This is a genomic window from Pseudomonas citrullilanati (assembly GCF_030580855.1).
GTDB classification, from domain to species: Bacteria; Pseudomonadota; Gammaproteobacteria; order Pseudomonadales; family Pseudomonadaceae; genus Aquipseudomonas; species Aquipseudomonas citrulli.
This window is the reverse complement of sequence record NZ_JAUQOP010000019.1, coordinates 46,348-68,072: the sequence shown is the minus strand read 5'-3', so window position 1 is coordinate 68,072 and position 21,725 is coordinate 46,348. Positions and strand designations below refer to the sequence as shown.

The 21,725-nt window shown below is 63.5% G+C and carries 16 protein-coding genes; 5 read left to right on the top strand and 11 right to left on the bottom strand.

Annotated features, from left to right (window positions below; all coding sequences use genetic code 11):
- Window positions 1-152: 152 nt before the first annotated feature.
- The 3 genes from Q6A48_RS14470 to amaB form a co-directional block, all read right to left on the bottom strand.
- Complete coding sequence (locus Q6A48_RS14470) at window positions 153-1,289, bottom strand: branched-chain amino acid ABC transporter substrate-binding protein (RefSeq protein WP_304554791.1); 1,137 nt, start codon at window positions 1,287-1,289, stop codon at window positions 153-155.
- Window positions 1,290-1,659: 370 nt separating this feature from the next.
- Complete coding sequence (gene amaA, locus Q6A48_RS14465; RefSeq protein WP_304554789.1) at window positions 1,660-2,943, bottom strand: L-pipecolate oxidase; 1,284 nt, start codon at window positions 2,941-2,943, stop codon at window positions 1,660-1,662.
- A 156-nt stretch (window positions 2,944-3,099) separates the two neighbouring features.
- The gene (gene amaB, locus Q6A48_RS14460) at window positions 3,100-4,590 is read right to left on the bottom strand and encodes an L-piperidine-6-carboxylate dehydrogenase (RefSeq protein WP_304554787.1); all 1,491 of its coding nucleotides are present in this window, start codon (window positions 4,588-4,590) and stop codon (window positions 3,100-3,102) included.
- Window positions 4,591-4,757: 167 nt separating this feature from the next.
- Between amaB and Q6A48_RS14455 the strand changes: the two genes are divergently transcribed.
- The 3 genes from Q6A48_RS14455 to nadE all read left to right on the top strand — a co-directional run bounded on the left by Q6A48_RS14455 (window position 4,758) and on the right by nadE (window position 8,111).
- Complete coding sequence (locus Q6A48_RS14455) at window positions 4,758-5,669, top strand: LysR family transcriptional regulator (protein WP_304554786.1); 912 nt, start codon at window positions 4,758-4,760, stop codon at window positions 5,667-5,669.
- A 384-nt stretch (window positions 5,670-6,053) separates the two neighbouring features.
- Window positions 6,054-7,280 (top strand): nicotinate phosphoribosyltransferase, encoded by a 1,227-nt coding sequence (gene pncB, locus Q6A48_RS14450; RefSeq protein ID WP_304554785.1) that lies wholly within the window; start codon window positions 6,054-6,056, stop codon window positions 7,278-7,280.
- 3 nt (window positions 7,281-7,283) lie between these two features.
- Entirely contained in the window at window positions 7,284-8,111 is an 828-nt protein-coding gene (gene nadE / locus Q6A48_RS14445; protein ID WP_304554784.1) for an NAD(+) synthase, read from the top strand.
- 154 nt (window positions 8,112-8,265) lie between these two features.
- Here the strand turns inward: nadE and azu are convergent, their stop codons facing one another.
- A complete protein-coding gene (gene azu / locus Q6A48_RS14440; RefSeq protein ID WP_304554822.1) occupies window positions 8,266-8,712 on the bottom strand; it encodes an azurin in 447 nt (148 codons plus the stop codon).
- A gap of 342 nt (window positions 8,713-9,054) precedes the next feature.
- Here azu and Q6A48_RS14435 point away from each other — a divergent pair, with 342 nt between their 5' ends.
- Window positions 9,055-9,642, top strand: a complete 588-nt coding sequence (locus Q6A48_RS14435; protein WP_304554783.1) for a cytokinin riboside 5'-monophosphate phosphoribohydrolase — start codon at window positions 9,055-9,057, stop codon at window positions 9,640-9,642.
- 67 nt (window positions 9,643-9,709) lie between these two features.
- Window positions 9,710-9,895: a hypothetical protein gene (locus tag Q6A48_RS14430; protein WP_304554782.1), complete on the top strand. Its 186-nt coding sequence runs from the start codon at window positions 9,710-9,712 to the stop codon at window positions 9,893-9,895.
- 234 nt (window positions 9,896-10,129) lie between these two features.
- Here Q6A48_RS14430 and Q6A48_RS14425 read toward each other — a convergent pair whose 3' ends face one another.
- The 7 genes from Q6A48_RS14425 to Q6A48_RS14395 form a co-directional block, all read right to left on the bottom strand.
- The gene (locus tag Q6A48_RS14425) at window positions 10,130-11,023 is read right to left on the bottom strand and encodes a transglutaminase family protein (RefSeq protein ID WP_304554781.1); all 894 of its coding nucleotides are present in this window, start codon (window positions 11,021-11,023) and stop codon (window positions 10,130-10,132) included.
- Window positions 11,023-13,509, bottom strand: coding sequence for a circularly permuted type 2 ATP-grasp protein (locus tag Q6A48_RS14420; RefSeq protein WP_304554780.1), 2,487 nt, complete (start codon window positions 13,507-13,509; stop codon window positions 11,023-11,025). Before Q6A48_RS14420 ends, Q6A48_RS14425 begins: the two co-directional genes overlap by 1 nt.
- An 82-nt stretch (window positions 13,510-13,591) precedes the next feature.
- Window positions 13,592-16,885: a transglutaminase family protein gene (locus Q6A48_RS14415; protein ID WP_304554779.1), complete on the bottom strand. Its 3,294-nt coding sequence runs from the start codon at window positions 16,883-16,885 to the stop codon at window positions 13,592-13,594.
- A gap of 178 nt (window positions 16,886-17,063) precedes the next feature.
- Window positions 17,064-17,525 (bottom strand): hypothetical protein, encoded by a 462-nt coding sequence (locus tag Q6A48_RS14410; protein WP_304554778.1) that lies wholly within the window; start codon window positions 17,523-17,525, stop codon window positions 17,064-17,066.
- 77 nt (window positions 17,526-17,602) lie between these two features.
- Window positions 17,603-18,040, bottom strand: a complete 438-nt coding sequence (locus Q6A48_RS14405; RefSeq protein WP_304554777.1) for a hypothetical protein — start codon at window positions 18,038-18,040, stop codon at window positions 17,603-17,605.
- The gene (gene ssp4 / locus Q6A48_RS14400; protein ID WP_304554775.1) at window positions 18,037-18,960 is read right to left on the bottom strand and encodes an Ssp4 family T6SS effector; all 924 of its coding nucleotides are present in this window, start codon (window positions 18,958-18,960) and stop codon (window positions 18,037-18,039) included. The genes Q6A48_RS14405 and ssp4 overlap by 4 nt, the downstream gene beginning before the upstream one ends.
- Before the next feature lie 301 nt (window positions 18,961-19,261).
- On the bottom strand, window positions 19,262-21,562 hold the full coding sequence (locus Q6A48_RS14395) for a YgiQ family radical SAM protein (protein ID WP_304554774.1): 2,301 nt from the start codon (window positions 21,560-21,562) through the stop codon (window positions 19,262-19,264).
- Window positions 21,563-21,725 lie beyond the last annotated feature (163 nt).

Sequence of the window (21,725 nt, the reverse complement as noted above, 5' to 3'; positions counted from 1 at the left end):
CGACGACCAGTCCGAAGCCCAGCGCCAGAAGGATGTGCGGCTCGTAGAAAAAAACAGACGGGCCTTTGGCCAATGCCAATCAGGACAGGGTGAGCACAGTCTCCGTGGCGAGGGAGCTTGCCCCCTCGCCACAGGCTAGTCATTCCCTCGAATTACTTCTGTTTTTCCAACTGGTGGTATTTGCCATCCTTGTCCCACTGGTAGACCACGTAGTCGGAGACCTTCAGGTCACCCTTGGCGTCCCATTCCTTCTTGCCCATGACGGTCTGCACCGGGTTGGCCTTGAGCCACTTGGCCGCGTCCTCGCCCTTGTTGGACTTGGCGCCGTTGAAACCGGCGGCCAGGGCCTGGACCGAAGCGTAGGCATACAGGGTGTAGCCTTCAGGCTCGACGCCCTGGGCACGGAACGCGTCCACCACGGCCTTGCTGTCCGGCAGCAGGCGCGGGTCGGCGCCGAAGGTCATGTACACGCCATCGACGTATTGCGCGCCGCCGGCGGTGGTGACCAGCTCGTCGGTGACGATGCCGTCGTCGGACATGAACTTCACGTCCTTGAGGCCTTGTTCACGCAATTGACGAACCAGCGGGCCGGCTTCCGGGTGCAGGCCGCCGAAATAGACCACATCGGCATCCTTCGAACGGATCTTGGTGACCACGGCGCTGAAGTCCTTTTCGCCACGGGTCAGGCCTTCATACAGCACGGGCGTCACGCCACGCTTCGCAAGCTGCGCCTTGGTGGCATCCGCCAGGCCCTGGCCGTAGGTGTCCTTGTCGTGCAGCACGACGACATTCTTGCCCTTGAGCACATCGACGATGTAGTCCCCGGCCACGATGCCCTGCTGGTCGTCCCGGCCGCACATGCGGAACATCGCGCTCAGGCCGCGCTCGGTGACCGCCGGGTTGGTGGAGCCCGGGGTGATCGCGATGACGCCGGCCTCGTCATAGACCTCGGAGGCCGGGATGGTGTTGGACGAGCAGAAGTGCCCGACCACGCCGATCACCTTGTCCTGGTCCACCAGGCGGTTGGCCACGGCCACGGCCTGCTTCGGTTCGCAGGCATCGTCGCCTGCGACCAGCACGATTTTTTCCCCGTTGACGCCGCCGGCCTTGTTGATGACATCGGCTGCCGCCTGGGCACCTTTCATGTATTGCTCGCCAAAGGCCGCGTTGGCACCGGTCATTGGCCCCGCCACACCGAATTTCACATCAGCCTGCGCAAACGCGGAAACACCCAGCGCAGCTGCCACTGCGAGGGCCAGGAAGCCTTTCTTGTAAAACGTCTGGGACATGAGGTGGTGCTCCAAGGTTTTTTTTAGTTGGCACTGCGACTTCATTTCACTGAGAAGCTCAGAGCAAGGGCCGTGCCATCGGTTTTTTATTCTGAAAAAAGTCGCTGCTTTATTGTTATTTCGACTGTTTCGGGCCCTTTTTCATGGGGCGTGCAACCGTCTAAATCGCGCAAGGTGCAACCATGCATTTATGTGGGTAAAACCCTCTATGAGCCATCATTGCAACCATCGCGCGAAACGACGTGCAACCACGCTGTAACATCCTGCGTCACCGAACTGCACACTGGCGGTGCGCAACTGCTACAACCCGCACCATAACAGGCTAGCCGTTGCGCCGGAAAACGCGGCGCCCGGTAACATTTTTCTACACTCAGATGACGATCCGCAGGCACTGGCCCGCGTGATACAGGGAAAATCCCGCCTCATACAGGCAACTGCGCAGGCCCACCCCGGCCAACGGCTGCATGGGCGCGAACGGGATCGGCAAGGCCTTCGCGTCGCCGTGGCAGAGGTAGTCGGCGAATGCCTTGCCGACCACCGTTCCGGTGGTGACCCCGCGACCGTTGTAGCCCGTCACGGCCACCAGCCCCGGCGCCGGCTCGAACAGGCGCATCAAGTGATCCGGGGTGAAGGCGATGCACCCGGTCCAGGTGCACTCCCATTCCACGGGCTTGAGGTAGGGGAAATAATGCCGCTGCACCCGATCGGCCCACGCCTTGAGGAACCAGGTCGGCTTGCGGTTGCCATTGCCCAGGCTGCCGAGCAACAAGCGACCGTCCTGGTCCCGGCGAATACTGCTCAATACCTGGCGAGTGTCCCACGAGCCCTGCCCGCCCGGCAGGATGCGCCGGGCCGCCTCGTCGGTCAGCGGGACCGAGGCAACCTGATAGTAATAGCCGGGGAAGAAATTGCGCCGCAGGTCGGTCCAATCGCCTTCGGTATAGGCGTTGGAAGCGATCACCACCTGCTCGGCCAGCACCGAGCCCTGGGCGGTTTGCACCGACCAGCGCTGGCCCTGGCGTTCCAGGCGGGTCACCGGGGAATGATCGAACAACTGGCCGCCGAGGTCCCTGGCCGTCTTGGCCAAACCGCTGGCGTAGGCCATGGGGTTGAGCGTGCCGGCACGCCGATCGAGCAAGGCGGCGGCGATCTTCGCGGTGCCCGTGGCCTCGACGCAGGCCTGGCCGGTGAGCAGTTCCACCGGCGCGCCACGACGCTTCCATTGGGCTTCGCGGCTGCGCAGGTCGGCTTCGCCCCGGGCGTTATGGGCCATGTGCAGGGTGCCTTCGCGGCGCAACTGGCAATCGATGTGGTACTTGTCGACCAGGCTGAACACCAATGCTGGCGCGGCCCCCAGCATGCGATTGAGCTGGCTGCCCACCGCTTCGCCAAACCCGGCCTCGATCTCGTCCGGTGGGATCCACAGGCCGGCGTTCACCAACCCGACGTTGCGCCCCGAGCCGCCATGCCCGGCCCGGTGGGCCTCCAGCAGCACCACGCGCCGGCCCTGCTCCAGCAAGTGCACGGCCGCCGAGAGGCCGGTGAAACCGGCGCCGATCACGCAGACATCGGCCGTGATCTCGTCAGTAAGCGAGCTGTTTTCAGGCCTTTGCGGCGTCAGTTTTTCCCACAGACATTCTTCGCGTAACGGCATTGCCAGACTCCGAAAAAGAAACCCAACCACTACCAATTCAACTGTGGGAGCGGGCTTGCTCGCGAAGGCGGACGGTCATTCAACATTGATGTCGACTGGTCCACCGCCTTCGCGAGCAAGCCCGCTCCCACATGGGGCCACCGCTTGGCTCAAGCCTTAATCAAAGGTGATCCCCTGCGCCAACGGCAGCTCCAGCGAATAGTTCACGGTATTGGTCTGGCGACGCATGTAGCCGCGCCAGGCGTCGGAGCCGGATTCGCGACCGCCGCCGGTTTCTTTCTCGCCCCCGAAGGCGCCGCCGATTTCCGCGCCGCTCGGGCCGATGTTGACGTTGGCGATACCGCAGTCGCTGCCCACCGCCGACATGAACTGCTCGGCCTCGCGCACATCGGTGGTGAAAATGCAGGACGACAGGCCCTGGGGCACGGCGTTGTTCAGGTGCAAGGCCTCGGCGAAGTCCTTGTAGCCGACCACGTAGAGGATCGGCGCGAAGGTTTCGTGGCGCACGACATCACTCTGTTCGGGCATCTCGACGATGGCCGGCGACACGTAGTAGGCATTCGGGAACTGGTCTTCGAGTTGGCGCTGGCCGCCGAACACCCGCCCGCCTTCGCTCAGCGCCTGCTCCAGCGCGTCCTGCATGCTGTCGAAGCTGTGCTTGTCGATCAGCGGCCCGACCAGGTTGCCTTCCAGCGGGTGGCCGATGCGCACTTTCGAATAGGCGGCCTTGAGGCGGGTGACGATTTCATCCTTCACCGACTCGTGGGCGATCAGCCGGCGCAACGTGGTGCAACGCTGGCCGGCGGTGCCGACGGCGCTGAACAGGATGGCGCGCACGGCCATGTCCAGGTCGGCGCTCGGGGCCAGGATCATGGCGTTGTTGCCGCCCAGTTCGAGGATGCTGCGGGCAAAGCGCGCGGCCACTTTCGGCGCGACTTCGCGGCCCATGCGGGTGCTGCCGGTGGCGCTGATCAACGCCACGCGAGGGTCGTCCACCAGCGCTTCACCGGCGTCGCGGCCGCCGATGATCACTTGGCTCAGGTAGGGCGGTGCATCGCTGAAGTTCTTCAGCACGCGCTCGAACAGGGCCTGGCAAGCCAGGGCGGTGAGGGGGGTCTTTTCCGACGGTTTCCAGATCACGGCATTGCCGCACACCAGCGCCAGGGTGGTGTTCCAGGCCCAGACCGCCACCGGGAAGTTGAAGGCACTGATGACCCCGACCACCCCCAGTGGATGCCAGGATTCACGCATGTGGTGGCCCGGGCGCTCGGAGGCGATGGTCAGGCCGTACAGCTGGCGGGACAGGCCGACGGCGAAGTCGCAGATGTCGATCATCTCTTGCACTTCGCCCAGGCCTTCCTGGGTGATCTTGCCGGCTTCCCACGACACCAGCTCGCCAAGGTCGGCCTTGTACTCGCGCAACAGGTCGCCGAACTGGCGCACCAGCTCGCCACGCCGCGGCGCCGGGACCTGGCGCCACAGGTCGAAGGCATGCTCGGCACGGCTGACCTGCTGCTCGACTTCAGCGGCGCCTTCCCAGTTCACGGCGCCGATGCGGCTGCCGTCGATGGGTGAATGCACCGCCTGGGTGCCGTTCAGGTACAGGGCCGAGTCGACGCCGAGACGATCAAGCAATGCAGCAACCATGGAAAACTCCTCACGCAAAAAGCCAATAAGTGGCAGCCGGACGATCACGGCTGATCAGGACTGTAGTTGTAGCTGGCGCGAGACTTGCCAACAAACGACCATTAAGCGAGATATCATTCCGTTTATTCATGCTGCCCAGACAGAGCGACCGGAAACAAGGCCCCCTCATGCTCAACAAACGCTATTTGCCATCGATCACGGCGCTGCAATGTTTCGAAGCGGTGACGCGGCACTTGAGTTTCACCCGCGCCGCCGAAGAACTGCACCTGACCCAGAGCGCCGTCAGCAAGCAGGTCGCGCAACTGGAAGAACTGCTGCAACACCTGCTGTTCCGGCGCGTGCGCCGGCGCCTGCAACTGACGCCGGCCGGGGAGCTGTACCTGGGTGAAGTACGAAAAATCCTCACGCAGGTAGAGATGTCTACCCATTACCTGCGCTCCTACGGCGGTGACACCGAAGTCCTGCGCGTCTCCACACCCCCGACCTTCGGTGCTCGCTGGCTGGTCCCACGCCTGAAGGGCTGGCGGCTGCGCCATCCGACGATTCACCTGGACCTGTGCAGCGAGCAGGAAGCCGATGACCTGCTGCAGGGGCGCAGCGACCTGGCCTTCTATTTCGGCCAGGGCTCGCGACCCGGCTCCGAATCCCTGAAATTGTTCGGCGAAGAACTGGTACCGGTCTGCGCGCCCGGCAGCTTGCCCGAGCGGCCCTTCAGCGACCCGACCCAACTGGCCGACCTGGTCCTGCTGCAAAACGCCTCGCGGCCCCAGGCCTGGCACGACTGGTTCGACAGCCAGGGCTACCACACCGAACACAGCTACCACGGGCCGCGCTTCGAGACCTTCTACATGTGCATCCGCGCGGCCCAGGTCGGCTGCGGCGTGGCGCTGCTGCCGCGGTTCCTGGTGGAAGAGGAACTGGCTGACGGCAAACTGGTCATCGCCTGGCAGCACGCGATGCCCAGCACCAGCGCCTATTACCTGGCGTACCCCGAGCATTCGGCGGAAGTGCCCAAGGTGAAGCTGTTCGTGGAGTGGATGTTGGAGCAGATCAGGAGCCCGGATATGCCGCAGCAATAAAAGCGACGACAAACGTGTGGCGAGGGGATTTATCCCCGATGGACGCGTAGCGTCCGTTCTTTTTGGGACTGCTGCGCAGTCCAACGGGGATAAATCCCCTCGCCACACGTAAAACGCCTCACTAGGCTCTGTCTGAAATGTGTCTGCGCGAAGGCCAGACAAGGCGAAACGGGGCGAGGAAGCGCAGTGTACTGGCGTACATGAGCATTCCGAGCCCCGTTTCAACGCAGTATGGGCGAGTGCAGACACATTTCAGACAGAGCCTAGAGGACACCGCCCCCAAAAATCACTGGCAATACCCACCCCGGTTATGCGCCACTAACCGCTTCACTAAAAACCGCCGCACCCGCTGCCCGCCGCAGCGGCCTGTCTGGAGATCCCGCCATGAGCGAGAGTGTGTTTGCCGATCGCATCGTGCAGAACCTGCTCGACACCGACTTCTACAAACTGACGATGATGCAGGCGGTGCTGCACAATTACCCCAACGTCGAAGTCGAGTGGGAGTTTCGTTGCCGCAACAGCGAAGACTTGCGCCCCTACCTGGCGGAGATCCGCTTCCAGATCGAGCGCCTGGCCGAGCTGAGCCTGAGTGCCGACCAGTTGGGGTTCCTCGAACGCATCAGTTTCCTGAAGCCGGACTTCCTGCGCTTCCTGGGCTTGTTTCGCTTCAACCTGCGCTATGTGCACACCGGCATCGACAACGGCGAGTTGTTCATCCGCCTGCGCGGCCCCTGGCTGCACGTGATCCTGTTCGAGGTGCCGTTGCTGGCCATCGTCAGCGAAGTGCGCAACCGCTATCGCTACCGGGAAGTGGTCCTGGAACAGGCGCGGGAGCAGTTGTACCGCAAGTTCGACTGGCTGAGCGCCAACGCCAGCGCCGATGAATTGTCCGAACTGCAAGTGGCGGACTTCGGCACCCGCCGGCGCTTTTCCTACCGCGTCCAGGAAGAAGTGGTGAACGTGCTCAAGCATGATTTCCCCGGGCGTTTCGTCGGCACCAGCAACGTGCACCTGTCCCGGGAACTGAACATGAAGCCCCTGGGCACCATGGCCCATGAATGGATCATGGCGCACCAACAACTGGGCCCGCGGCTGATCGACAGCCAGATTGCCGCCCTCGACTGCTGGGTGCGCGAATACCGGGGCCTGCTGGGGATCGCGTTGACCGATTGCATCACCATGGACGCGTTCCTGGCGGATTTCGACCTGTTCTTCGCCAAGCTGTTCGACGGCCTGCGCCACGACTCGGGCGACCCGGTGATCTGGGCGGAAAAAGCCATTGCCCACTACCACAAGCTGGGCATCGACCCGATGAGCAAGACCCTGGTGTTCTCCGACAGCCTGAACCTGCCCAAATGCCTGGAGATTTTCCGTGCGTTGCGTGGTCGCATTAATGTCAGCTTCGGTATTGGCACCAATCTGACCTGTGACATTGCAGGGGTGGAGCCCATGAGCATCGTGCTTAAAATGATCAGCTGCGATGGGCAACCCGTGGCCAAGATTTCCGACGAGGCCGGCAAGACCCACTGCAAGGACCCGAATTTCGTCGCCTACATGCGACATGTTTTCCAAGTACCTGCCGCCCTTCCCGACCCTTCTAGCAAGGAGTGAATCATGCAAGCCGTACAGCGTGAGATTGCCGAACAACTCAACGTCCAGCCACCGTTCGCCGACGACGCGGCCCTCAAGGCTGAAATCGCCCGGCGGGTGGGTTTCATCCAGGACTGCCTGGTCAATTCCGGGCTCAAGTCCCTCGTACTCGGCATCAGCGGCGGGGTCGATTCGTTGACCGCCGGCCTGCTGGCCCAACGCGCCGTGCGCGAACTGCGGGAGAAAACCGGCAACCCGGCCTACAAGTTCATCGCCGTGCGCCTGCCCTACGACACCCAGTTCGACGAGCACGAGGCCCAAGCCTGCCTGGACTTCATCGAGCCGGACGAGCGGCACACCGTCAACATCGGCCCGGCGGTCAAGGCGCTGGCCAAGGAAGTGTTGGCCTTCGAGGGCAAGGCGCCGGGCTCGCGGGATTTCGTGCTGGGCAATACCAAGGCGCGGATGCGCATGGTGGCGCAGTACACCATCGCCGGTGCCGAGCAAGGCCTGGTGATCGGCACCGACCACGCGGCCGAAGCGGTGATGGGGTTCTTCACCAAGTTCGGTGACGGCGCCTGCGACCTGGCGCCGCTGAGCGGCCTGGTGAAAAACCAGGTCAGGGCCATCGCCCGTGACTTCGGCGCGCCGCAATCGCTGGTGGAAAAAGTCCCCACCGCCGACCTCGAGGACCTGTCCCCCGGCAAACCCGACGAAGCCGCCCATGGCGTGACCTATGGCGAGATCGATGACTTCCTGCACGGCAAGGCCATTCGCGAAGAAGCGGCCCGGATCATCTGCGACACCTATCGCAAGACCGAGCACAAGCGGGTGCTGCCGTACGCACCGTAACCGGCAGCCCCTTGTAGGAGCGAGCCTGCTCGCGATGGCGGACAGGCTGGCCGACCTGCCGCTTTCGCGAGCAAGCTCGCTTCCACATCGGCCAAGGGGAATGGAACGGACACAAAAAAGCGCCCGGCAGGGGCGCTTTTTTCATGCCTGAAGATTACTTCAGGGTCACGGTGCCTTTCATCATCGAGATGTGGCCCGGAAAGGAGCAGAAGAAGCCGTATTTTTCGGCGGGATCGAGCTTCGACACGTCGAAGGTTACCGAGTCTTTCTCATTGGCGCCAATCACCTTGGTGTGGGCAATGACGCGCGCATCACCTTCCTTCAGGTAGTTCTTGTCGAGACCGGCGCTCAGGCCGTCGGTGGCGATCGGCTGCATGTCAGCCTCTTTGCTCAGGACCCAGTTATGGCCCATGACGTTTTTCGGCAGGCTGCCCGAGTGGGTCAGCTCAACGGTGAACGTCTTGCAGCTCTTGTCGATTTCGATGGCTTTGGTGCTGAAGGACATCTGGTCGGTCGAGTCGATCGTGGTCTTGCATTCCGCTGCCATCAGTTGGCTGCTGGCCAGCGTCAACAGGGATACTGCAACAAGTTTGGCAAACATCGTGGATCTCCAAGGCATGGTGAGAACGTCAAAAGGGAAGACTGCCTTAATTTCAGACAAGTTCCTATGACCTGAATCAAAAATTGTATACAACTTAAGGCTATCAGCCTGATGGACACAATCAACCAGCCAGACGCACCGGGCCACCCTATGATCGGCTCCATCACCCCCAGGAGCGTTCACCATGAACTTCAACAGCCTGTTATGCAGCTTGCTCGCCGCCTACGCCTGCGGCGCCAGTGGCACCTACGAGAAGCCCCGGCGCGAAGGTTGAGCCTTGCGCCTTTGCATGCCTGCGACGAGGCTTTACTCTGCAACGGTCATCGACCTACGGAGTATTCCATGTCCATCGCATCTGTTTGTGTATTCTGCGGCGCCAGCACCGGCGACAACCCTGCCTACCGTGAAGCGGCGCAGGCCCTGGGCAAGGCGTTGGCCGAGCGCAAGCTGACCCTGGTCTATGGGGGCGGCGCGGTGGGCCTGATGGGCATCGTTGCCGACGCGGCACTGGCGGCCGGCGGTGAAGTCATCGGCATCATCCCGCAAAGCCTGAAGGACAAGGAAATCGGCCACCCCGGCCTGACCCGCCTGGAGGTGGTGGACGGCATGCATGCCCGCAAGGCGCGCATGGCCGAACTCAGCGATGCCTTCATCGCCCTGCCCGGCGGCCTCGGCACCCTGGAAGAGTTGTTCGAGGTCTGGACCTGGGGCCAGCTCGGTTATCACGGCAAACCGCTGGGTCTGCTGGAAGTGAACGGTTTCTACAGCAAACTGACCGGTTTCCTCGACCATATCGTCGGTGAAGGCTTCGTCCGCGCGCCGCATCGTGACATGCTGCAAGTGAGCGAATCGGCCCATGACCTGCTCGATGCGCTGGATGAATGGCAGCCTTCGGTGCAGCCGAAGTGGGCCGAACAAAAACCCCGCTAACGGCTCGGCCCCGATACAGGGCAGAATACGCGCCGCTCTACCTCCCTTCGACCCAAGAGGAACGCCCATGGCCAAACCCAATTATTCCTTCGCCAAACGTCAGAGAGACCTGGCCAAGGAGCAGAAGAAAGAGGAAAAGCTCCAGCGCAAGAAAGCTTCGGCTGAAGAAGCGGCACTGAGCGGCGAGGTCGAAAGCGACCTGGCAGCCGACGAAGCAGGCGACACCCCGAAAGACCCGGCGCCGAACGCCTGACCCCTCGGGGCCCGCCCGGCCCTGCATCCTGGATCGGCAGCCGCGCTGCCGACCTCACGCACCCAGTGCCCTGGCAATCGACTGGCGAGCCCAGAGGCCGGCACACTCATCATCCCCGCACACAAGACCGGTGGGAGCGAGCCTGCTCGCGATGACGAACTGGCCGTCAAGCGGCTCATTGACTGACCTGTAGCTTTCGCGAGCAGGCTCGCTCCCACATGTTCTACATAGCGTTCACGCCTCCACCGGCATCACCGTCACCCGCACCTCGGGATCATGGCTGCCGCCGCCCAGGATCACCCCGCGCAACGGCGACACATCGGAAAAGTCCCGGCCCCAGGCCAGGGTGATGTGTTCGAGGGCCGGTTGCACGTTGTTGGTCGGGTCGAAATCCACCCAGCCCAGCACCGGGCAGTACACCGACACCCAGGCATGGGACGCATCGGCGCCGATCAGCCGTGGCTGGCCGGGCGGGGGCTGGGTCAAGAGGTAACCGCTGACGTAGCGCGCCGCCAGACCGCGCGAGCGCAGGCTGGCCAGCATCAGGTGGGCGAAGTCCTGGCACACGCCCCGTCGCCGCTCCAGCACTTCCACCAGCGGCGTCGCCACCTGGGTCGCCTCGGCATCGAAGGTGAACTCCTGGAAGATCTTTTCCATCAATGCCTGGACCCCCAGCATCAACGGCCGGCCGGGCGGGAAACAGCTGTCGGAAAACTCGACGAAACTGCGCTTGAGGTGCACGTAGGGCGACTCGAACCGGAACCGGCACGCTTCCAGCAACGGCGTCGAGAGCGGCCGGCCACTGTAGCTCAGTGCCTGGCAGGTCGATTCCCAGGCCGGGGACGCGGTGAAATCCAGCGGCGGCCGGGCCAGCACTTCGACGCTCAAGCGCGCGCTGACCTGCAATTGGTCGTGAGGCCGTTCGAAGGCCAGCCGGGTCAGCGGATTGCCGAATACGTCCTGCTCGTCGCGGCGGGTGGTCGGTTCCGGGCTGACCAGCAACTGCCGTTCGGTGCAGCGTTGCCACTCGCACGGCCTTGGCCACAGGTGCGCCAGTTGCTGGGCCAGGGACACCGGGCTGTCGTAGTGGTAATGGGTGTCGTGGAAAATCTGGTAACGGGCGCTCATCAGACGGACACCGTGCGCTGGCTGACGTCATCGACATGGGCAAAATGACGCAAGGCCAGGCGGTCGGACACCTGGCCGCTGGCATCGGCCACTTCCTGGAGCAGATCGGCCAACCCGTCGAGCGCCGCGCGCAGGCTGGTGTCGCCGAACAACGGGTTTTCCAGGCAGCGCAGGTCAAAGCGCGACAGGCGCATCACCAGGTCCGGCAAGGCGAGGTCGCGGGGCGCACCGAAGTCCTCGTTGAGGCGCTTGAGGGTCCGGGCCACCAGCTTCAACTGGAAGAGCACCGCGTGGGGGTTCTGCTCATCCAATAGCAGCAGGTCGAGCACCGGGATCAATTGGGCCACCGCCAGGTAGCGCGAGCGGTAGGTGATGCTGCTGTTGCCCAGCTCCAGCAACCCTTCCAACCCAGCCTGGTCGAACACGGCCTCGCCGCGCAGGAAGGCCGCCAGGCTGCTGCTGAGAAATTGCAGGCGCTCCAGGCGCCGGCCGATCATCAGAAAACGCCAGCCCTCGTCGCGGGTCATGTCGTCCAGGGCGAAACCGGACAACGCCGCCAGGGACATCACCAGCCGGTTGAGAAAATCCAGCAACTCGCCGAAATCCGGTTCGGCGGTGTCCAGTTCCATGGCCTCGCGCTGCAACTCCACCAACGCCTGCCAGTTCTCCCGGGACAATTTCCCACGCACCTGGGACGCCGCCCATTGCAGGCGCTGCAGGTTGGAGCGCAGGCTGAACGACCAGTCCTCGCCCAGCAGCGCCGCCAGCAGGCGCTCGGGCAATTCGCCCTCCTCGGGCAGCAGCATGAGGCTTTCGGCCAGGGCCACCGCCGATTGCAGGGCGTACGGATCATCGCCATCGACGTAGCGCGCCAGCATGATCCGCAGCAGGCGAGCGCTGTCGTCGCAACGCTCGCAGTAGCGGCCGAACCAGAACAGGTTTTCCACCACCCGCGACGGCAGGTACGGATCGCGCCGGACCAGGTCGTGGACCCCCACGGTCCGCTGGGCCGCCCACTGCTCGCCCTCCGGGGCCTGTTCCGCCAGCACCCAGGTGTCCTTGCTGGCGCCCCCGCGCTGCATCGACACCACTTCGGCGTCGGCCTCGGCGGCCACCCGGGTCAGGCCACCGGACAGCACCCGATAATCGCCCTTCCCGGCCACCGCATACACACGCATGCCAATGGCCCGGGCCTGGATCTGCTCATCCTCGGCCTGCCAGACCGGGGCCTGGGACAATTGCGCCAGTTCCTGGGCGACATACGCATAAGGCCGCGCCTGCATGCGCGCCGCCAGGCGAGCGCGCTGTTCCTCGCTCAAGTCACGACCCAACACCGGGCTGAAGCTCTGGGACGGGAACGCCGGCTTGATCAAAAGCTCCGGTAACTTCTCCAGGGCCTGGGCCAGCACCGGCGGCTCACCGCACCACCAGGTGGCGATCGATGGCAGCAGCAAGGCCTCGCCGAACAGGTATTCGTTGATCCGCGGCAAAAAGCCCAAGAGCCCGGGCGACTCCAGCACGCCGCTGCCCAGGGCATTGGCCACCAGCACCCGGCCCTGGCGCACCGCCTCCAGCAACCCCGGCACGCCCAGGGCCGAATCGGTGCGCAGCTCCAAGGGGTCGCAGAAATCATCGTCGAGCCGACGCATGATGGCGTGGACCCGCCGCAACCCGCTGAGGGTCTTCAGGTAGACCGTGGCGTCGCGCACGGTCAGGTCGCCGCCCTCCACCAGCGGATAGCCCAGCTGGCGCGCCAGGTAAAGATGCTCGAAATAACTTTCGTTGAACCGCCCCGGCGTCAGCAGCACCACCAGCGGCGGCTCGCCGTCGCTGGGCGCCTGGCGCGCCAGGGTTTCCTGCAAGGTGCGGAAGAAACCGGACAGGTGCCGCACCTTGAGGTCGCGGTACAACTCCGGAAAGGCGCGGGATACGATCATGCGGTTTTCCAGCGCGTAACCGGCCCCCGAAGGCGCCTGGGTCCGATCCGCCGTCACCCACCAGCGGCCATCGGGCGTACGTGCGAGGTCCACGGCGTACAGGTGCAGGAAGCTGGCGTCCGGTGGGGCAATGCCCTGGCAGGGCCAGAGGAAATGGTTGTGCCCGAACACCAGCTCCGCCGGCAACAGGCCTTCGCGGATCAGCCGCTGGGGCCCATACAGGTCCGCCAGGACCGCGTTGAGCAGGCGGGCCCGCTGGGCGATGCCGGCCGACAGGTGCTTCCATTCCCGGGCATCGATGATGTGGGGCAGCAGGTCCAGTTCCCACGGCCGATCCGCGCCCTTGGGATCGGCGTAGACGTTGTAGGTCACGCCGTTTTCCTGGATCTGCCGCGCCAGCAAGGCCTGCCGCTGGACCAACTGGGCCGGCGTGCTGCGTTGCAACTGGTCGAGCAACCGTCGCCAGTGCGGGCGTACCGTACCGCTGTCGTCCAGCAATTCGTGATAGGTGCCCGGCGTCAGCGGGTAACGGTCAAGCAGGTCAGGCATGGAAAGCTCGGCAGACAGCGATGAACGATGAGACTAGCGCAAGCGCATGACACCGGATAGGGGCTCTCGCCCCTAGAGGCGGTTACCGACCCGATGCGCCGTGAAACCGCCGCAGATCCAGCGTGAACGGGAACTCGTCAGCCATCGCCGACGTCGGTATCGGCAGTTTCCCGGGGGTGTGCCCGAGCCGGAAGAACCGCGCCATCCGCCGGCTCTCGGCTTCGTTGGCATTGACCGGCAGGCTCTCGTAGTTGCGCCCGCCCGGGTGCGCCACGTGATACTGGCAACCGCCCAGGGAACGTTGCGTCCAGGTGTCGAGCACGTCGAAGACCAGCGGTGCGTGCACCGGGATGGTCGGTTGCAGGCAGTTGGCCGGTTGCCAGGCGCGGAAACGCACCCCGGCGACGAACTCGCCGACCCGACCGGTGGCTTGCAACGGCACCGGCACGCCGTTGCAGGTCAGTACATAGCGCTGCGGCGCCAGGCCGTTGAGCTTGACCTGCAAGCGCTCCAGGGATGAATCCACGTAACGCACGGTGCCGCCTGCGGCGCCCTCTTCCCCCAGCACGTGCCAGGGTTCGAGGGCCTGGCGCAACTCCAACTCGATGCCATTGACCGCGTAATCGCCGACCTTGGGAAAGCGGAACTCCAGGTGAGCGGCGAACCATTCGGCGCGCAACGGATAGCCGGCGGCGTTCAGCTCATTGATGACGTCGGCAAAATCCTGCTCGATAAAGTGCGGCAACAGGAAACGGTCATGCAGCTCGGTGCCCCAGCGCGCCAGTTTCGCCGGTGCATAGGGCTCCCTCCAGAACCGCGCTACCAGTGCCCGCAACAACAATTGCTGGACCAGGCTCATGCGCGCATGGGGCGGCATCTCGAAGGCACGCAGTTCCAGCAGGCCAAGGCGCCCGGTGGGGCCGTCCGGGGAATAGAGCTTGTCGATGCAGAATTCGGCGCGATGGGTATTCCCGGTCACGTCGATCAACAGGTTGCGCAACAACCGGTCCACCAGCCACGGCGGGCATTCCTCTCCCGGCGGGGGCATCTGGGCGAAAGCGATTTCCAATTCGTACAACGCATCGTTGCGCGCCTCGTCCACCCGCGGCGCCTGGGACGTCGGGCCGATGAACAGTCCGGAAAACAGGTAGGACAATGACGGGTGGTTATGCCAGTAGCTGATCAGGCTGCGCAGCAGGTCAGGACGCCGCAGGAACGGTGAGTCAGGCGGGGTCGCGCCTCCCAGGACGAAATGGTTACCGCCGCCGGTACCGGTGTGCCGACCATCGATCATGAATTTTTCGGTGGTCAGGCGGGTCTGCCGCGCCTGCTCGTAGAGAAACTCGGTGCGCTCGACCAACTCATCCCAGGTGGCCGAGGGTTGCACGTTGACCTCGATCACACCGGGGTCGGGGGTGATGCGGAAATTGCCCAGGCGCGGATCGCTCGGCGGCTCATAGCCTTCCAGGAGTACCGGGCAATGCAGTTCCTGCGCGGTCGCCTCGATGGCGCTGACCAGTGCCAGGTAGTCCTCCACCCGTTCCAGCGGCGGCATGAACAGGTACAACCGACCGTTGCGAGCCTCGGCACAGAGCGCGGTGCGGGTCAGCCAATCCGCCGAGACGTCGACCGACGGGGCGCGATCCGCTTCGATGGCGGCCTCGCCGTGACGCGCCAACTGTTCGGTGCCGGGCAATTCGGGAAAATCCTGGTTCGGATCCGTAGGGTGGATAAAAGGGAACTCGGCGGCCTTGACCCAGGGTTGCGACGCCAACGGCAAGCGATAGCCCAGGGGCGAATCCCCCGGCACCAGCCGACAGTGGTCATCGCGCAGGTACCAGCGGCCGCTCTGCCATCGATCGCCCTTGGCGGTACGGGCCAGTGGCAGGACATGGCCGACCACCTGGTCCAGGCCCTGGCTGAAGACCTTGCGCAACCGCACCCGCTCCAGGGGATCGTCCAGGCGCGGGTCCTGGGCCGTGACATTCGACGGCAAGGCGCCTTCGCGCCACAGGTAATAGACATTGTCTTCGTAGGCCGGGAACACGAATCGTGCAGGCAGGTTCAGGCGTTCGGCGACGCGGGTCAGGAAGCGCCCGGCCGTTTCAGCGTCGGCCTGGTAGTCCTGCTGCTCGTCGGCGATCAGCGCACTGTCCTGCCAGATCGGTACGCCGTCTCGCCGCCAATAGGCATTGAGCGACCAGCGCGGCAGTTGTTCGCCGGGGTACCACTTGCCCTGGCCGAAATGCACCAGACCCTTGGGCGCATAGTGGTTGCGCATCCGCGTGAACAACTCGGCGGCCAGACGGCGTTTGTCCGCCCCGAGGGCCGCGGTGTTCCATTCGGCGCCATCCGGGTCATCGATGGACACGAAGGTCGGCTCGCCGCCCATGGTCAGGCGCACATCGCCCTCGTGCAAATCCAGGTCAATCCGCTGCCCCAGCGCCTGGATCGCCAGCCATTGCGCGTCGGTGTACGGCTTAGTCACCCGCGGCGCTTCCCAGACCCGCTCCACCGACATGGTGTGGCTGAAGGCGCATTCGCACGGCTCCACCAGGCCGCTGATCGGTGCCGCCGAGGACGGATCCGGGCTGCACGCCAGCGGAATATGCCCTTCGCCGGCGAACAACCCGGATGTCGCATCCAGGCCGATCCAACCCGCGCCGGGCAGGTAGACCTCGCACCAGGCGTGCAAGTCGGTGAAATCCACCTCGGTCCCCGACGGGCCGTCGAGGCTCTTCACATCGGCGGTCAGCTGGATCAGGTAGCCGGACACGAACCGCGCCGCCAGGCCGAGGTTGCGCAACAACTGCACCAGCAGCCAGGCCGAGTCGCGGCAGGAGCCGGAGGCCTGCTCCAGGGTGTGTTCCGGGCTCTGGACACCCGGCTCCATGCGGATCAGGTAGTTGATGTCTTCGCTCAAGCGCTGGTTGAGCGCCACCAGGAAATCCACCGCCGGCAGCGGCGTGCGGTCGATACCGTCCAGGTAAGCCTGGAACCTGGGCGTCAGCGGCAGGGTTTCCAGGTATGGCGCCAGTTCCTTGCGCTCATCGGCGGCATAACTGAAGGGGATTGTCTCGGCGTAGGGTTCGAGGAAAAAGTCGAACGGATTGAACACCGCCATTTCCGCCAGCAGGTCGACCTCGATCCGCAGTTCTTCGGTTTTCTCGGGGAACACCAGCCGCGCCAGGTAGTTGCCCTGGGGATCCTGCTGCCAATTGATGAAGTGCTGGTCGGGCGACACCTTCAATGCATAGGACAGGATCCGCGTACGGCTATGGGGCGCCGGGCGCAGGCGCACGATTTGCGGGCCGAGCTCGACAGCGCGGTCGTAGCGGTAATGCGTGACGTGATGCAAAGCGACATGGATCGACACGGCGTGTCTCCTGCGGGGCCTGGGCGTTATCGAAAGCGGCGCAAGTCTTATGCCATGCAGGCAGGCCGGACACTTTCTTCGTCTACCCAAGGCAGTAGAGCACTAAAACCGAACGTTGCCCGCTTTCCCGTGCAAAGGGCCGCACATAAATGTGGCGAGGGGGCGCTGGCGAACCGCCTCAGCGCCGGGAGCGCGAGGTCTTGGCGGCCTGGAGGATGCGCTCGCGCTGGCGACGAATCTCCACCAGTTTGCCGCGCATTTCCCGGTGGCGCTTGCTGTTGAGCAACAGCAGGCCCAACAGTGGCAGTAGCACGGCGAACAGGTAGACGCCTTGGTGCGGCCGGTAGGCGAACATCGGCACGACCGCGACCAGGCACGCCAGGAAATAACCGGCGACGCCCCAGACGGCCCAGGCTCGCCCACGGGCGATCAGGAAATTGCCCGCCACCAGGACGAGCACCAGGGCCAACGTGCCGAGCCCGACATAATCGGTCCTGGCCGACGGCTCCAGGGCGCGCCAGTATGTCGTCCCGGCCAGCACCAGCAGCATCGATCCGGAGAAACAGCCCAGCAGGACAGTGGCCATGAAGACCGGGAAGTAGCGGGCTAGAAAATGTTTAAGGGCCACATCACCGACCATGACATTATTCCCGGAACACCATTAACAACGAAGCCCCCCTGACAGGACGAGATGCCCGCAGCGGTACGCAGTCATGATCAAGAGCCACCCGCACCCGCCCTCTTTCTGCGGATAGCGACAAGCTCATTACGCATTTCCCGTTGCCTTTGGCTTTGCAGCAGTAATAGACCCAGCACCGGGAATGATGCGGCCGTTGCGTAGAGCCCCCGATGGAGGGCGTAACCAGCCATGGGAAGGACAAATGCCAGGCAGCCAACGAATATTCCAACCAACAACCATACCCAGCGAGGCCGCCCCCAGAGGACCATCAGGTTGCCATGCGCCACCAGAAGCGTAACCGCCGCGCCCCCTAGCATGATGTAAACGCCGCTCTCAGCCAGAGGATATGATCGAAAATAGGTTACGAAAGCCAGTGCGATGGCTAAGGCCACTGAAATGTAAGCGGCAAAAATACCGGCAATGAAGCCAAGAAAATGCTTTTGGAAGAAGCCTCGAAGTGTAAGTTCGTTGCTCATTCGTCGAACTCTTCGTACAAACCAATGGCGATGGTCTTTACGTTACCTGATAGGGCGCTCCCACTCAGCCCTATCGCTGCACCCAGCGAATCCTTGATTTGAGTGATGGTGCCATGCTTGAGCTCAGCGGCCGTGAACCGCTTGGGCAGCTCACCGGCCAATTGCTTCAACTTGAGCATTTTTGAGGTCAGCCGAGGATCGTTGATACTCAACAATTCCTTGGTCAGCTTAGCTCGTTCCTGTCGGTTCAACCCCCGCAGGACCTCTCGCAGGGTTTTACCAGTCGAAGCCTTGGCAACCCTGACCATCTTGATCGTCGTCAAAGCAGAGGCCCCGACGCCAACCAGCGAAGCGGCATCCAAGCCTATTGAAGCGTTTTGATACCAAGCCTCACTGTCCAGCCAGTCATTCGTTTGAGGGCTGGCAATTTCGAGGCTGGTTCGAACGAGTCCATTGACACACTGGAGACTGCTCGCTCCCGCAGCTGTCCAGGCAATCGCCACCATCACGCCACTGGCTCCGGCACTGAAAGGAACCAGGATCGTTCCACTGGCAATCACGACCCAGCTAATTACCGCTCCCGCACAAGACAGTGTCGTGTTCACTGCCTCAATGACTAGGCGCGACTCACGCGGATTATTCTGTACGTGCTGGGCAAATTGCTCCGGCGCAATATATTTCTGCGCCTCACGCAAAATGACCCGTTTGGGCTTGATGCTGCAAATCGGCTTGAACTCACGCAGGGTCACCACATTGAACTCAGCGTCGATGTACACCACCCCAGCGCCGACGATACCGGGATCCGCATCAATGGCGGCGAACAACCGCGGCAGGTTGATCTGGCTTTCGATGCGCTGACGGGCCATGGACTGGGAGAACGTGTTGTCCATGCCGAGGGTCGCTAACGGGGCGCTGCTCATATCGATCGTCCTTGAGAATCGGAAGTGGGTCTTTATCCACCACTGAACATGTGGCGAGGGGATTTATCCCCGTCGGGCTGCATGGCAGCCCCAAAAAAGGCTTAGCACATCGACCTGCCCTACCGAGGCGACGATTCCAGGCCTGCTGCGCAGGCCAGCGGGGATAAATCCCCTCGCCACAAGAGAGCGGTGCTCGGCCTGATGGGCATGGCCGGGCGCCACGATAACAAACAGCCAGCACCGTCGCTAGAAAGCAAAACGCCAGCACTCAAGGCTGGCGTTTTGGGGTGCGGCAAAGGGATCAGCGTGGCACGACAGGCTTGCGCGCCGGTTTCGGTCCCTTGCCCTTGGCCGCGTCCTTGCGCTCCTTGGCGGCCTGCTGGTTGCGGGCGAACGCGGCGGCCTTGGCCTGTTCGCGCTTGTCCCACGCGTTGCCGCCGTCGCTGGCGCGCGGTGGCAAGCCGGTGTGCTGGGTCAGGATCCGGGTGGTGTCCTTGCCCACCTTGTGGCTGCCCGCCGGCGTCGAGTTCTTGCGACGGGCGCTCTGGTAGCTGTCGGTGGCCGGCTGGTGCAGCGGGATCAACTGATGCTTGCCCGGCCCGATCAGGTCGGCCCGGCCCATGCGCGTCAGTGCTTCACGCAGCATCGGCCAGCCCTTGGGGTCGTGATAGCGCAGGAACGCCTTGTGCAGGCGGCGCTGCTCTTCGCTCTTGACGATGGTCACCCCGTCGCTCTTGTAGGTGACCTTGCGCAGCGGGTTCTTGCCCGAGTGATACATGGCCGTGGCGGTCGCCATCGGCGACGGGTAGAACGCCTGCACCTGGTCGGCACGGAAACCGTTGCCCTTGAGCCACAGCGCCAGGTTCATCATGTCTTCGTCGGTGGTGCCCGGGTGGGCGGCGATGAAGTACGGAATCAGGTACTGCTCCTTCCCGGCTTCCTTGGTGTACTTCTCGAACATCCGCTTGAAGCGGTCATAGGTGCCGATGCCCGGCTTCATCATCTGGTTGAGCGGGCCTTCCTCGGTGTGTTCCGGGGCGATCTTCAGGTAACCGCCAACGTGGTGGGTCACCAGCTCCTTGACGTACTCCGGCGACTCGACCGCCAGGTCGTAGCGCAGGCCGGACGCGATCAGGATCTTCTTCACCCCTGGCAAGGCCCGGGCGCTGCGGTACAGCTGGATCAGCGAGGAATGGTCGGTGTTCAGGTTCGGGCAGATGCCGGGGAACACGCAGGACGGCTTGCGGCACGCGGATTCGATCTCCGGGCTCTTGCAGGCAATGCGGTACATGTTCGCGGTCGGGCCGCCGAGGTCGGAAATCACCCCGGTGAAGCCCGGGACCTTGTCGCGGATCTCCTCGATCTCGCGAATGATCGACTCTTCGGAACGGTTCTGGATGATCCGCCCCTCGTGCTCGGTGATCGAGCAGAAGGTGCAGCCGCCAAAGCAACCGCGCATGATGTTCACCGAGAAACGGATCATCTCGTAGGCCGGGATCTTTTCCTTGCCGTACGCCGGGTGCGGGACACGGGCGTAAGGCATGCCGAACACGTAGTCCATTTCCTCGGTGGTCATCGGAATGGGCGGCGGGTTGAACCAGACATCCACGTCACCATGCTTCTGCACCAGGGCACGGGCGTTGCCCGGGTTGGTCTCCAGGTGAAGCACGCGGTTGGCGTGGGCGTAGAGCACCGCGTCGTTGCGCACTTTTTCCACCGACGGCAGGCGGATCACGGTCTTGTCGCGGGTCATTTTCGGGCTGGCCAGGATCTGCACGACCTTGGCTTCGCTCGGGTCCTCGACCGGTCCTTTTTCCTGCTCGATGGCGCAAGCAGCGGTGTCCTGGGTGTTCACGTACGGGTTGATGATCTTGTCGATCTTGCCCGGACGGTCGATGCGCGTGGAATCGACTTCGTACCAGTCCTTCGGCGTGTCGCGGCGGATGAACGCTGTGCCGCGCACATCGGTGATGTCTTCGATCTTGTGGCCGTAGGAAAGGCGCTGGGCGACTTCGACGATGGCCCGCTCGGCGTTGCCGTAGAGCAGGATGTCGGCGCAGGCGTCGATCAGGATCGAATTGCGCACCCGGTCCTGCCAGTAGTCATAGTGGGCGATGCGGCGCAGGGACGCCTCGATGCCGCCGAGCACGATGGGCACATGCTTGTATGCCTCCTTGCAACGCTGGCTGTAGACCAGGCTCGCACGGTCCGGCCGCTTGCCGGCCAGGCCACCCGGGGTGTAGGCGTCATCGGAGCGGATCTTCTTGTCGGCGGTGTAGCGGTTGATCATCGAGTCCATGTTGCCGGCCGCGACGCCGAAGAACAGATTGGGCTCGCCGAGCTTCATGAAGTCGTCCTTGGACTGCCAGTTCGGCTGGGCGATGATCCCGACGCGAAAACCTTGGGCCTCCAGCAAGCGGCCGATGATCGCCATGCCGAACGACGGGTGATCGACGTACGCATCACCGGTCACGATGATGATGTCGCACGAATCCCAGCCGAGCTGATCCATCTCCTCCCTGCTCATGGGCAGGAACGGCGCCGGGCCGAAACATTCGGCCCAGTACTTGGGATAGTCAAATAACGGCTTGGCTGCTTGCATGTCGATGACCGGTATGAAGGATGAAAAATCGCGGGCGCGGAATATAGCACAAAATTTGACCAATTCCGACGGCGATGGTCGGAAATTGCGCGACCCTTTGTGGGAGCGGGCTTGCTCGCGAAGGCGGTGTGTCAGGCAACCTCAGTGCCGTCTGACATACCGC

Coding starts and splice junctions, on each gene's coding strand:
- Q6A48_RS14410 (WP_304554778.1), bottom strand. CDS start 17,525: ATGGTCGGTGATGTGGCCCTTAAACATTTTCTAGCCCGCTACTTCCCG.
- amaA (WP_304554789.1), bottom strand. CDS start 2,943: ATGCCGTTACGCGAAGAATGTCTGTGGGAAAAACTGACGCCGCAAAGG.
- Q6A48_RS14430 (WP_304554782.1), top strand. CDS start 9,710: ATGGCCAAACCCAATTATTCCTTCGCCAAACGTCAGAGAGACCTGGCC.
- Q6A48_RS14435 (WP_304554783.1), top strand. CDS start 9,055: ATGTCCATCGCATCTGTTTGTGTATTCTGCGGCGCCAGCACCGGCGAC.
- Q6A48_RS14470 (WP_304554791.1), bottom strand. CDS start 1,289: ATGTCCCAGACGTTTTACAAGAAAGGCTTCCTGGCCCTCGCAGTGGCA.
- Q6A48_RS14420 (WP_304554780.1), bottom strand. CDS start 13,509: ATGCCTGACCTGCTTGACCGTTACCCGCTGACGCCGGGCACCTATCAC.
- pncB (WP_304554785.1), top strand. CDS start 6,054: ATGAGCGAGAGTGTGTTTGCCGATCGCATCGTGCAGAACCTGCTCGAC.
- azu (WP_304554822.1), bottom strand. CDS start 8,712: ATGTTTGCCAAACTTGTTGCAGTATCCCTGTTGACGCTGGCCAGCAGC.
- Q6A48_RS14395 (WP_304554774.1), bottom strand. CDS start 21,562: ATGCAAGCAGCCAAGCCGTTATTTGACTATCCCAAGTACTGGGCCGAA.
- Q6A48_RS14405 (WP_304554777.1), bottom strand. CDS start 18,040: ATGAGCAACGAACTTACACTTCGAGGCTTCTTCCAAAAGCATTTTCTT.
- nadE (WP_304554784.1), top strand. CDS start 7,284: ATGCAAGCCGTACAGCGTGAGATTGCCGAACAACTCAACGTCCAGCCA.
- amaB (WP_304554787.1), bottom strand. CDS start 4,590: ATGGTTGCTGCATTGCTTGATCGTCTCGGCGTCGACTCGGCCCTGTAC.
- Q6A48_RS14455 (WP_304554786.1), top strand. CDS start 4,758: ATGCTCAACAAACGCTATTTGCCATCGATCACGGCGCTGCAATGTTTC.
- Q6A48_RS14425 (WP_304554781.1), bottom strand. CDS start 11,023: ATGAGCGCCCGTTACCAGATTTTCCACGACACCCATTACCACTACGAC.
- ssp4 (WP_304554775.1), bottom strand. CDS start 18,960: ATGAGCAGCGCCCCGTTAGCGACCCTCGGCATGGACAACACGTTCTCC.